Genomic DNA, 12071 nt, shown 5'->3' with positions numbered 1-12071 from the left:
GTCGCCGTGGGCCGCGCGCGAGGTGCTGCGCGACAGGCGCGCCGCCGCCGAGACGGGACCCGCGGAGCAGAAACGTGATGCGCTGACCCTGCTGACCCCGCGCGAGCGCGAGGTGCTGCACCTGGTGGCCGAAGGGTATCGCAACCGCGAAATCGCCGGGCTGCTGGTGGTCAGCGACAGGACCGTGGAAAAACACCGCGCCAACCTGTTCCGCAAGCTTTCGTTGCATTCGCAGGCCGAAGCCAGGGCCTGGGCCGAGGCGCGCGGCTTTGCCCTGCGGCCCAAGCCGCGCAACGAGCGGTTGGAGTAGGGCTGCTGGGGGCCGAGCCGGGCGCGGCGCGCGTTTTTTCGTGCCCGGCCCGTCAAGGCCGAGGGACGTGGCTATTCCTTGCGCACGTGGCCCACCGTGCCGCCGGTCAGCCGCACGAGATCGTCCGGTGTCAGGGGGAAGACGGCGTGCGGGGTGCCCGCTGCCGCCCAGATGTCGGGCAGGGCCAGCAGGTCCGCGTCGATCAGGCAGCCCACCGGTGTGGCATGGGCCACCGGGGGCACTCCGCCGATGGCGTAGCCGGTGGCCTGCCGCACGAAGTCGGCGTCGGCGCGGCCCAGCGGTTCGCCCGCCAGCGCGGCGGCGCGCTTTTCGTCCACCCGGTTGGCCCCGCTGGCGATGATCAGCCAGCCGCGTCCGCTCTGCTTGCCCCTGAAGATCAGCGACTTGGCGATCTGGGCCACGGTGCATCCCACGGCATCCGCCGCTTCCTGGGCTGTGCGGGTGGAGTCGGGCAGTTCGCGCACCACGAAGCGCGGGGTGCTGTACCCGCCGCCTGCCTCGCGCACGGCCTGGTCCAGCCAGTCCTGCACGCGGCGTGCGCTGGGGGAAAGGGATGTGCCGTCCATGGGCCCCTCCTGCAAAAGATGTTTCTTGGTGGGGGGATAGCCCATGGAGGCGGGCAGGGCAAGTGTGGCGGGGCATGGCGCGCATGATTGGGGCGGGCCGAACGACCCGTCCCGGGATGCTGGCAACGTCGGCCTTTGAACGCCTCCGGCGGGGGGAAAAGGCCCCCCTCCCCGGGAAGTTGGAGTTGTCAGCAGTCCGGAACGGACCTGCGGCCCGCACCTGCATGAATCATCAGTCTTTGCCGCCCCCGTGCATCATGCGAAGGTCCATGATGTCCTTGGCCGGGTAAACCCCGCTGGGGCAGGCCCGGCTGCACGCCATGTGGCGGCGGCAGTGACGTTCGCCGTGCGGCCCCTTGCCGATGTGCAGCAGTTCCTCGCGTCGTTCGGGATGACGAGCCAGCTCACGGTTCAGGGCGGCCAGCGGGGCAGGCCCGATGAACATGGGTGCTGCAAGGGGATCGGCAGGGGGGGCGGACGCGAGGGATTCGTCCGTGCCCTGCGCGGCCTGGCTGGCAGCCTGACGGGCGACCTGTCGGGCGGATTGTGGGGCGGCGTGCTGCGCCGCCTGGGCCGCCGTGGGGGGCATGTCGTCGGTGCCGTTGCTGACAGGGCAGGCAGACATGCACGCCCCGCATTCGATACAGTTCTCCAACCGTGTGTAGCGCGCCACCCCGTGCGGCACCCCGGTGGAGGCCTTTTCCACCGGGCGCACGTAGCCCCAGTCCGGGTCGATGTGGGCGAACATGGGGCGCATGTCCACCATCAGGTCGCCCAGCACGGGCAGCGAGCGCAGGGGTTCCAGGGTCACCACGTCGCTGCCCAGCGCCAGCATGCGGGTAATGCAGGCCAGCCGTTCGCGCCCGTTGATGCGCATGGCGCAGGTGCCGCAACTGGAATGGTGGCACGAGTGGCGGTAGACCAGCGTGGGGTCGGTCTCCACGCGGATGCGGTCCAGCACGTCGAGCACGGAATCCTCCGGCCCTACCGACAGCCGGTAGTCATCGAAGCGGGCATTGGCCTCGCCGGGACCGCTGCGCTGCACGCGCACCGTGAGCATGCGCGCCTGCTGCGGCTCGGGGGCAGGGGAAACCGAAGACGCGGATGCGGCGGCATCCGGCGATTCGGGCGCGGTCCTTACGGTGTCGCTCATGGGGTCAGCTCCTGTAGAAGGCCCGCGCGGGCAGCAGGGGCGTTTCGCGCGTGCGGCACGTTGCATCTCGCCCGGTGAGGCGGCAGATGATGTCGGCGGTCTTTTCCGCCATGGCGCGCAGGGTCATGCCCTTGCCGCCGATGATGGACAACAGGCCGGACACGTCGTCACGCGTGCCGTGGTCGTAGCAGTCGAAGGTTCGGCTGATCTCCTGGGGACGGGCCGCGTCGGCGTTGCCGATGAGCGGGCGCGCGGCGGACCATGCCGAGCGGATGGCCGCTCCGGCGCAGGCGGGCACCATTTCCGAGCACAGGCGCACCATGCGCTGCACATGCTCCGGCGGAATGTCCAGGTGGTCGGGGTCGTCGGTGAGCCACATGGAGGTGCCCAGCACAGAAAGGCGGCGCTGCGGCACGATGATGTCCCCTTCGCTGGCCTTGCGCATGCGGTTGATGACCATGTTGGTCACCCGGCCCTCTATGGCCACCAGCACCCCCGGCCCCGGCTGGATGGGCACGTGCACTCCGGCCAGCGCAGCCACCCTGCCTGCCCAGGCCCCGGCGGCGTTGACCACCATGTCGGCGGGGGCGGACCATTCGCGGCCCCGCGCGCCGTGGGCGTCTTCCGCAAGGGTGCGCAGGCGCAGCCCGCGTACCGCGCCGTCCTGCACATCGATGCCGACGACCTCGGTGAAGTTGTGGATCGTGGCCCCGCCCGCCCGCGCCGTGGCCAGAAAGGGCAGGGCCAGCCGCCACGCATCGAAGGCGGCGTCCGGCACCTGCATGGCCGCCAGCACGGTATCGGCCAGACCGGGCTCCAGCCTGCGGGCCTGCTCGGGCGTGTAGTCGCGCGTGGGGATGCCCGATGCGGCGCAGGCCTCCTTCAGCCGCTGGCGGTAGGCCATGTCCTCGTCGTCCAGGGCCACGAACAGCCCTTCGTTCTGCTCCATGGCCTGCGGCACCAGACGGCGCAGGATCATGTTTTCCTCGATGCATTCGCGCGCGGCCTCGGGGTCGTGCACCGCATAGCGGGCGCCGCTGTGCAGCAGCCCGTGATGGCGGCCCGTGGCCCCGCTGAAGAATTCCCCCCGCTCGTAGATGGCCACGGAAAAGCCGCGTAGAATCAGGTCGTGCGCGAGGGCCGCGGCCGTGCCGCCCCCGCCGATGATGGCGATGTGTTCCATGCGTGCTCCGCAGTGAGTATGCTGCCGTGCCGGTTGCGCCCTGTTGAACCGGTTGCGCCCCGTTGAACCGGCTGAGCCCCGTTGAACCGGTTGAGTCGGTTGCGCCCGTTTGCCGATGGAGCCGGTACCTTTCGGTTGTGCCCAAATCGGGCGCGATCGGGAAGGGGCCTCCCGGCGGGTGACATGCATGTGGTGCAGGCTTGCCCTTCCCGCGTTTCTGATGCCGCCCCTTGAACGCCGGACCATGCTCATTTATAGCACGGACAGGGGGGGATGGTACAGTGCACGGGCATGATTGGCGAAATAATCTGGCGATTGCACGAGAAAATGGCGAAAAACCCGGTCAGGAGCGGGTTCGGCCCGGTCCGGTGGTGATGTGCGCCGACAGTGGCGAATCTTGGTAATGGGGCGCAGGGGGCGGCGAGGGCGTGCGGTACGCTCCGACGCTTTACAAGCAGGGGCGGGCGGAGTAGCCAGAGTGCTTCCCACGCGACGGTCCGGCAACGGCGCGGTGGTGCCGGGGGGCATCGCCGATCGGGGTGCCGCCATGATGCCGGGCCTGCCTGGCCTGCCTGGCCTGCCTGGCCTGCCTGGCCTGCCGGGGAGGTCTGCCAGTCCGGCAAGTGCGCGTCCCGTCCGTCGTCCGCATCCGCGCAACCGGTTGCCCGTCTTTCGCAAGGAGCCGCCATGCATAGCAAAGAAACCGCGCTTGTGGTCCTGTCCGGCGGGCAGGATTCCGCAACGTGCCTGGGCTGGGCGCTCGAACGCTTTGGCCGGGTGTCCACCATAGGCTTTCATTACGGCCAGCGCCACACCGTGGAGATGGACTGCCGCCTGCGCCTGATGGACGAGGTCCGCCGCCTTTCCGCGGGCTGGAACGAACGCCTGGCCGACGACACCACCGTGGAACTGGCCCTGTTTCGCGAACTGGGCCGCACCGCGCTTACCCACGACGTGGCCATAGAGATGGGCCGCAACGGGCTGCCCACCACCTTCGTGCCGGGGCGCAACCTGGTGTTCCTGACGGCGGCGGCGGCCCATGCCTATCGGCAGGGCATCAGGCACATCATCATCGGCGTGTGCGAGACCGACTATTCCGGCTACCCCGATTGCCGCGACGACACCATCAAGGCCATGCAGGTGGCCCTGAACCTGGGCATGGAGACGCGTTTCGTGCTGCATACCCCGCTCATGTGGCTGACCAAGGGCGCCACATGGGATCTGGCCCGACAGGTGGGCGGCGACGCCTTTGTCGAGGTGGTGCTGGAACACACCCATACCTGCTACAAGGGCGTGCGCACCACCCGGCACCCGTGGGGCTACGGCTGCGGCGAATGCCCGGCCTGCGACCTGCGCCGCCACGGCTGGAGCGACTACCTGCGCAGTTGCTCCGGCGGCGGGTGCTGATGGGCTACCGGATCAAGGAAATCTTCCACTCGCTGCAAGGCGAGGGCGTGCACGCCGGGCGCGCCGCCGTCTTCTGCCGTTTTTCCGGCTGCAACCTGTGGACCGGGCGCGAGCAGGACCGGCCCGCTGCCGCGTGCCGCTTCTGCGATACCGACTTCACGGGCACCGACGGTCCCGGCGGGGGCGTGTTCGGAGATGCGCAGACGCTGGCCGCCGCCATCCTTGCCGCCTTTCCGTACCCACTGGACGGGAATGGCTGGCGGCCCTATGTGGTGTTTACCGGTGGCGAACCGGCCCTGCAACTGACGCCGGAGCTGCTGGACGTGCTGCACGCGCACGGCTGCCAGTGCGGGGTGGAGACCAACGGCACCCTGCCCCTGCCCGCCGGGCTGGACTGGGTGACAGTCAGCCCCAAGGCGGGCACGCGTCTTGTCGTGACGCAGGGCGACGAACTGAAGCTGGTCTGGCCACAGGTCGGGGCGGATCCCTCTGATTTCGACGGGTTGGACTTCAGGCATTTCATTCTGCAACCGCGCGACGACGCCGGGCGCGGGGCGGGCGACGAGCCCGGGGCGGACCATGTTGCCGCCTGCGTGCGCTACTGCCTGGAACATCCCCGCTGGCGGCTGGGGTTGCAGGCGCACAAGTTTCTGGGCATCCGCTGACGCCCGCACCCATGGCGCGAAAACCCCTGATGCCTCGGGCGGTCTGGACATGATCCGTGCACGATCCGGGTATGACCTGGCCGATCCCGGCATGGTCCAGACACGATCCGGGTATGATCCTGATATGGTCCGGGTACGTCCGGGCATGAACCGGACGCACGCGCCGGGCCGCATCCACACGACAGACACCACGCCGTGCCCGCACGGCTGACACACAGGCAGGACGGATGGACATCTTCGTTACGCTTACCTTCGACGCGGCGCACCGGCTGCCGTGCGTCCCGCAGGGGCACAAGTGCGGCAACCTGCACGGCCACACCTTTACCGTGGAAGTGCACGCGCGTGGCCCCGTGGGCGGCGACACCGGCTGGGTGATGGATTTCGGGGATCTGAAGCGGTTGGCCAAACCGGTCCTGGACCGGCTGGATCATGCCTATCTCAACGATATTCCAGGTTTGGAAAACCCCACCAGCGAGTGCATCGCCCGTTGGCTGTGGCGCGAACTGAAGCCCGCCCTGCCGCAGCTGTGCCGCCTGGTGGTGCGCGAAAGCCCCACTTCCGGGGCGGTGTACGAAGGAGACGGCGGGATCGCCTAGCCCGCAGGCGTCAATCTCTTCCGCCGGAATCGAAGGCATGGACGCAGAAAGGGGCACCCGGCGGGGTGCCCCTTTCTGCGTCCGGCATCGTACGAAGTCTGGCAGGCATCAGCCCTGCTTGTCGGCCACCTCGCGGGGGGCGGCCTTTTTGCCGGGGGCAGGCGTCTTGTCCGCCGTGGATTTGGTGGACGAGGCCTTTTTCCTGGCGGCCTTGGGGGCAGGTTCCTGGTCTTCCGACTTGGCCACGGCCTTGCGCGCTGGCTGCTTAGCCTGGGTCTGGGCGGTGGCTTTGGCCTTGGTGGCCTTGGGCGTGGCAGACGCCTGGCGGGCAGAGGGCTGGGAAGCCTTCGGAGCGGACTTTTGCGCCGTGGCGCTCGCCTTCTTCCTTTTCGACTTCTTCTGCACGGGGGAGGCCTTGGCGTCTTCCGACGCCTTGGCGGCGGCCACAGATGTCTTGCGCGCCTTGGCGGCTTTGGAGGTCTTGCGCAATTCGGCGTAGGCCTCGCTGTTGGTCTTGTGCAGGTTCAGGGCGTAGTCGGCGGGTTTCATGTCTGCCAGCAACGTGGAGACGCGTTTGCCGCCACCAGCCACGGAGCGGAAGCCCGCTTCCACCAGCCGGTTCACTTCCTGCGCACGAACCTGTGTGGTTTCAGCACCCAGCACCACGGCCAGCAGCCGGGTCTTGCCGCGCTTCACCGTGGAGATGAGGTTGTAGCCGGAGGCGAACACCCAGCCGGTCTTGAGGCCGTCTGCACCTTCGCAGTTGCCGAGCAGGGGGTTCTTGTTGGTGGTGATGACCTTGTTGTGCTTGATGTACCGGGTGGAGTGGTAGCGCAGGGCTTCCGGGTACTGGGCAAGGTAGGCGCGGGAAAGGATGAGCATGTCGCGCGCCGTGGTGTGCTGCCCGGCGGCAGGCAGGCCGTGCGGGTTGCGGAACACGCTGTTCTTCATGCCCAGCGCCCTGGTTTTGGCGTTCATCATCTGGACGAAGTTGTCCACGTTGCCGCCGATATGTTCGGCGGTGGCGACGCTGGCGTCGTTACCCGAGGAAACGGCCATGCCTTCCAGCAGGTCGTCCAGGGTCAGGGTTTCGCCCTGTTTCAGGAACATGCGCGAACCGCCCGTGGAGAAAGCGCGACGGCTGACCTTGACGGTATCCTTCAGCGAGGCCTTGCCCGCGCGCACCTGGTCCAGCGCCACGTACATGGACAGCACCTTGGTGAGCGATGCTGGGGGAATGGGTTCGTCGGCATTCTGTTCGTAGATGATGCGACCAGTGCTCATGTCCAGCAGCAGGGCAGAGCGCACGTCGAGCGTTTCGTGGCTGGAGGCGTGCGCCACGGGCGCGGCGAGCAGCATGGCAACCGCCAGCGCCAGAAGGACAATGCCATGCAGGCGGGCCGGGCCAGACAGACCCGTCGGGGTGGGGGGAGCGGTGAACCGGGCGGCGTGGGCCGTCGGGCGGTGTGCTGCGTGGTGCGGACGTTGGGCCGTGTGGCCGGGAACGGTGCTGTGCATGCGCATGCGCTGTCTCGCCTTTCCGAGCCGGCCGCTCCGGGCCGGGAAATCGGTGTGTCAGGCAGCGCGCCTTCTCCAGTTCGGAATGGCCGCACTCCTGTGTCCCCGGCAAACATTACTGTAGAGGTTGGGGCATGACAAGCATTCTCTGGCGGATGCGCAGAAAATTGCACGCGTTTTCGTGGATGGAAATGGCCAGGCAGGTTTCCTGGCCATGGAAGTCGAGCTTGAAGCCGTTCTGGAGCGGGGCCGCAGCACCCTTGTGATCTGGAGTTGCACGCCAGCAGGGGGGAATTGCATGTCCGGTTTTTCGGGGACAGGGTGGCCGAAAATTCGGCATGTTGAATATTTTCTAGAGTTTGCCTCGCTCGGGGTGGCGCCCGGAAGTCCGCGCTGGTGTTGGGCTGCCGGGCAGATATGGTGATCGCGCTCGGGTTGACAGCGAAAGGCAATCCATCTGCCGTGCCGCAGTCGCACTGCGAAGTGATGCATGCCTGCCCAGCCGTTTTGCAGTATGTGCCGCCGTCTTTCAAGCGTGCGGATGAGGCGGAAGCAGGCAACGCCAGCCAACCGGGGGGGAATGCTGCCCGGGGGCATGCCTGTGGAGCATCCACTCTCGGGGGTGGCGGCTGGTGCCGCTGCAGGATTTGTCCGGCTGGCGGCCATGGTTTATAAAAATTCTTTTATGTCAGTGGAGTGAACCATGCTGGGCGGATGGCTGTGATCGCGCAAGTGAGTGGTCGCTTGCGGGTCTATCGCGCGGGTTGATCAACTAATCGCGCAATCGCGCAGGATTGAGCAGTCAGTCCGCGCAAGGTCGCGCGAGGCGTCCGTTTTTGGGGCGAGATTGTGATAAAAATATTTATCACGTTTTTCAAAATATTATATGTTGGCACTGGATGGTTTGCCTCTTTCAAGGTCACGCAATGGCACGGGCTGTGCTCTTTGGCTGGGCAAGGACGTCGCGTCAGGCCGCCGAGCCGGTCCCGATGGATGTCTTAACGGAAAGCGTGAACGCGGCGCGCAAACCTCCAACGGAGAGGACTGTCATGAACATCACCTTTGAAATCATCGGGCAAAGTTGTGACCTCGCACTGCACCCCGTTTCGCCGCAGACGGCCGAGGCCATCCGTAGCAAGGGGCGCGAAATATACGCCGAAAAGTACATGAACTGGTGGCGCAAGGGGAACACCCGCACCTTCGGCATGCGCCTTGGACCCGACAGCCTGGTCCGCCTGTTCGTGGATGGCCGCCAGACCGACCTGGACGAAAACCTGCTCTACCGCGACGTGACCACCATCCGCCGTCGCATGTATCTGAACAGCAAGGCCAAGTATCTTGCCGTGCTCGGCTATGACGACGAGTGGTGCGCCTTCAAGTGGATATGGCACGACGTGAAGAGTTTCGACCCCTCCAAGTTCAGCTTCCAGGTGTTGAACTGGGACCGCGTGATGAAGACGCAAGGGTACAACGTGGTAGACAACGTGTTCTACGACGGCCACCTGGCGGATGACGATTCGTGGTGCAACCCCAGCGGGTTCACCCTGCTTGACCCGATGATCATCGACCTTGCGGACGTGCGCCGCGAGGTGGAGGCCGAACAGGCCGGCGGCGGCAAGAAGGCGGCGTAACGCCGCCGCATGCAGATACTTCCGGTTGGGGTTCCCGCCCGACCGATCGTCAGACCCGCACTCGTAGTAGCCCTACCCCTCCCTGCCCGAGAACGGAGGTCCCCACACCCTCCGCTCTCCCCCTCCCCCGGGGCCCGCCGTCCGTAAGCGGCGGGCCTCGCCTTTTCTTTTTCCAGCCATGCCCGCCAGGGCGTGCCGTGCGTTTTTGTCCTGCCGAAATCCGAAAAAGAGGGTGGCTGCTCACCTGCTGTCTTTTTAAATGAAAAAAATCACAATGCGCGGTCCAGATGCCCGCTAAGTCGTGGAGTTTCGTGAAAAATGGGTTGTGCGACCAGTTTGCGGGTGCGCGAGAGTATGGTTGGGGTGTGTCAGTGTGGTTTTTAAAATACTCTTTAATTGCAGGATATTAATATGCTTCAATGGAATGGTGTGACTGCTCGTTCGGGTGATGTGAGTACCGGGTTTTTCGATAGGTTGAGTTGACAAACAGCAGTGTAAGAGGCAGTGTGGGCTCGTCGTTGCTGTGTGAACAACCAGTACAAGCGACCCAGCCTTGCCCCTTCATCGGAACCTGCCCGTTCATCACGATGAAGGAGGCGGCCCGGCACGATAACCGTGCTTGGCAGGCCGGAACCACCCTGCCATGGTGCAGGGCGGAACGGAGGGGCCACGGGGGCTGAAGGTGTTCGGACACGGCGTACGACGCGATGCGCGAGAGCGGCGCGGGGCACAGGCGGCGCGCTGTCCTACGGGACGGCGGACGGGCCCACCCCACATGCGATCTCACGGAGGGATCGCACGGCATCCGGGCGGCCGCACCGGATGCAGCCGGAAACCGAGAGGGCGCATCGGCAACGAAATGGAGTCCGATCATGAACGTTACCCTTACCATCACCGGCAGAAGCTGCGACCTGGCCCTGCACCCCGTTTCGCCGCGTACGGCGCTGGCCATCCGCGCCAAGGGGCGCAAGATTTACGCCGAGAAGTACATGGACTTCTGGCGCCGCGGCAACACCCGCAATTTCGGCATGCGCATCGAGGCCGACACCAAGGTGCAGCTCTTCATCGACGAGTCCGAGCAGACTTTCGACATGGGCGCACTGCTTGGCAACGTGTCCACCAGCATGAGCAACCTGTACCTTGACAGCAAGGCCAAGTACCTGGCGGTATTGGGCTTTGCCGAAGAAATGTGCAGCTACACCTGGTCCTGGAACAACGTTGAGAGCTTCGATGCCGCCCGCTTCATGACCTGCATCACCGACTTCGGTCCGGTGCTGGGCAGCACCATGCGCGCCATCGACGAAGTGCGCTACGACACCCTGTGTGCCGACAACTTCGCGTGGGGCAACCCCGGCGGCTTCACCCTCATCGATCCGGTGGTGCTGGACCTCGACCAGCTTCGCCGCGTGGCCCGTGCCGCCTGACCGGCGCCGTTCGCCACCGCCGCCTTCGGGCGTACAGTGATCGTCAGGGGGGAGCCGCAGGCTCCCCCCTTTTTGTTGTGGCCCGGGCGGCCAGGGCTGCAGCAGCCGTGATCGCGCTCCTTTTCGCCTGGCGCATCGGGCAGAAGGCCGGCCCCGCATCAGCCCCCGCGCAAGGCCGCGCTTCGGGCCCCAGGTTGGGCAGGGCCCGGCACGGGGGCAGCGGGGAATCGTCCTGCCCGGCTTGTTTCAGGCTGGCCGCGAAAGCAGACGGGCTTGCTAGGCGCATCCCGGACATGCCACTATACGCACCCGGCGAGCGCGCACTTGTCATGCACGGGCCGCACGTGCGGCATGCATCAGGTACTCTGGGCCGCACTATACCGCATTGCACGGAAGGTACGATGGAACTGCCTCTGCTCAAGGAATTCGTGGTCATCTTCAGCCTTTCGGTGGCCGTCATCTATTTGTGCCACTACGTGAAGGTGCCCGCCATCGTCGGCTTTCTGCTGACCGGCGTGGTGGCCGGACCGCACGGCCTTGGACTGGTAAAGGCCGCGCACGAGGTCGAGATCATGGCCGAAGTGGGCGTGGTGCTGCTGCTGTTCACCATCGGGCTGGAGCTTTCGCTGGGCGAACTGATGCGCCTGCGCAAGCCGGTGTTCCTGGGGGGGCTGGCGCAGGTGGCGCTGACCATCCTGGCCTTCGCGGGCGGGGCGGAGCTGCTGGGCATGCCGCACGGCACGGCGGCGTTCATCGGCTTTCTGGCTGCTCTCTCATCCACGGCCATCGTGCTCAAGCTGTTGCAGGAACGCGCCCAGATGGACAGTCCGCACGGGCGCATCTCGTTGTCCATCCTGATATTCCAGGACCTGGTCATCGTGCCCATGATGCTGCTGGTGCCGTTTCTGGCGGGCAAGGGCGGCGAGTCCGGACCTTCGCTGCTGTTCACCATGGCCAAGGGGGCGGGCATCATCCTGCTGGTGTTCCTGCTGTCGCGCAAGCTGGTGCCCGCGCTGCTGCACCGCATCGTGCGCACCCGCAACCGCGAGGTGTTCCTGGTTTCCACGCTGGCCTTCTGCCTGGCCATCGCGCTGCTTACCTCGTCCATGGGCCTTTCGTTGTCGCTGGGCGCGTTCCTGGCGGGCCTGATCATGGCCGAATCGGAGTACAGCCACAGCGCACTGGAGGGCATCATGCCCTTCCGCGACGTGTTCACCAGCCTGTTCTTCATTTCCGTGGGCATGTTGCTGGACCTCGGCTTCGTCATCGACCATCTGCCGCTGGTCATCGGGGTGACCCTTTCCGTGCTGGCGGTTAAGTGCCTGCTGGGCGGCGGCGCCACCCTGATGCTGGGCTATCCCCTGCGCCCCGCGCTGATGGTGGGCCTGGCCCTGTGCCAGGTGGGGGAATTCTCGTTCGTACTGGCCAAGGCGGGCGTGTCGTACGGGCTGTTCGACCGTAACGAGTACCAGCTGTTCCTGGCCGCCAGCATCATGACCATGGCGCTGACGCCGTTCCTCATTGCCGGGGCCCCGCGCATGGCCGACGTGGCCGTGCGGCTGCTGCCCGCCGGGGCACGGCTGGCCCGGCGCGGGGA

At 66.3% G+C, this 12071-nt stretch carries 11 protein-coding genes; 7 read left to right on the top strand and 4 right to left on the bottom strand.

Annotated features, from left to right (window positions below):
- Positions 1-310 (top strand): LuxR C-terminal-related transcriptional regulator (locus tag FVW20_RS16590; RefSeq protein ID WP_231039189.1); only part of this gene is annotated, 310 nt, incomplete at its 5' end.
- A gap of 71 nt (positions 311-381) precedes the next feature.
- Here the strand turns inward: FVW20_RS16590 and FVW20_RS16585 are convergent.
- From FVW20_RS16585 to FVW20_RS16575, 3 genes are all read right to left on the bottom strand, one after another.
- On the bottom strand, positions 382-897 hold the full coding sequence (locus FVW20_RS16585; protein ID WP_196610458.1) for a YbaK/EbsC family protein: 516 nt from the start codon (positions 895-897) through the stop codon (positions 382-384).
- Between the two features lie 232 nt (positions 898-1129).
- Positions 1130-2050, bottom strand: a complete 921-nt coding sequence (locus tag FVW20_RS16580; RefSeq protein ID WP_196610457.1) for a succinate dehydrogenase/fumarate reductase iron-sulfur subunit — start codon at positions 2048-2050, stop codon at positions 1130-1132.
- Positions 2051-2054: 4 nt separating this feature from the next.
- Positions 2055-3233, bottom strand: a complete 1179-nt coding sequence (locus tag FVW20_RS16575) for an FAD-dependent oxidoreductase (RefSeq protein ID WP_196610456.1) — start codon at positions 3231-3233, stop codon at positions 2055-2057.
- Positions 3234-3920: 687 nt separating this feature from the next.
- Between FVW20_RS16575 and queC the strand changes: the two genes are divergently transcribed.
- The 3 genes from queC (at position 3921) to queD (ending at position 5901) form a co-directional block, all read left to right on the top strand.
- A complete protein-coding gene (gene queC, locus FVW20_RS16570) occupies positions 3921-4640 on the top strand; it encodes a 7-cyano-7-deazaguanine synthase QueC (protein WP_196610455.1) in 720 nt (239 codons plus the stop codon).
- Positions 4640-5305, top strand: a complete 666-nt coding sequence (gene queE, locus FVW20_RS16565) for a 7-carboxy-7-deazaguanine synthase (RefSeq protein WP_196610454.1) — start codon at positions 4640-4642, stop codon at positions 5303-5305. Before queC ends, queE begins: the two co-directional genes overlap by 1 nt.
- A gap of 227 nt (positions 5306-5532) precedes the next feature.
- Positions 5533-5901 (top strand): 6-carboxytetrahydropterin synthase QueD, encoded by a 369-nt coding sequence (queD, locus tag FVW20_RS16560; protein WP_196610453.1) that lies wholly within the window; start codon positions 5533-5535, stop codon positions 5899-5901.
- A 108-nt stretch (positions 5902-6009) separates the two neighbouring features.
- Here the strand turns inward: queD and FVW20_RS16555 are convergent, their stop codons facing one another.
- Entirely contained in the window at positions 6010-7260 is a 1251-nt protein-coding gene (locus FVW20_RS16555) for a D-alanyl-D-alanine carboxypeptidase family protein (RefSeq protein WP_231039188.1), read from the bottom strand.
- A 1208-nt stretch (positions 7261-8468) separates the two neighbouring features.
- Here FVW20_RS16555 and FVW20_RS16550 point away from each other — a divergent pair.
- From FVW20_RS16550 to FVW20_RS16540, 3 genes are all read left to right on the top strand, one after another.
- On the top strand, positions 8469-9050 hold the full coding sequence (locus tag FVW20_RS16550; RefSeq protein WP_196610451.1) for a hypothetical protein: 582 nt from the start codon (positions 8469-8471) through the stop codon (positions 9048-9050).
- 872 nt (positions 9051-9922) lie between these two features.
- Positions 9923-10474, top strand: a complete 552-nt coding sequence (locus FVW20_RS16545; protein ID WP_196610450.1) for a hypothetical protein — start codon at positions 9923-9925, stop codon at positions 10472-10474.
- A 401-nt stretch (positions 10475-10875) separates the two neighbouring features.
- Positions 10876-12071 (top strand): cation:proton antiporter (locus FVW20_RS16540; protein WP_196610449.1); only part of this gene is annotated, 1196 nt, incomplete at its 3' end.

The sequence above is a fragment of the Nitratidesulfovibrio oxamicus genome, from assembly GCF_015731765.1.
GTDB lineage: Bacteria > Desulfobacterota > Desulfovibrionia > Desulfovibrionales > Desulfovibrionaceae > Cupidesulfovibrio > Cupidesulfovibrio oxamicus.
Note: the sequence above shows the minus strand (reverse complement) of the source record. Positions and strands in the feature narration are given on the sequence as shown.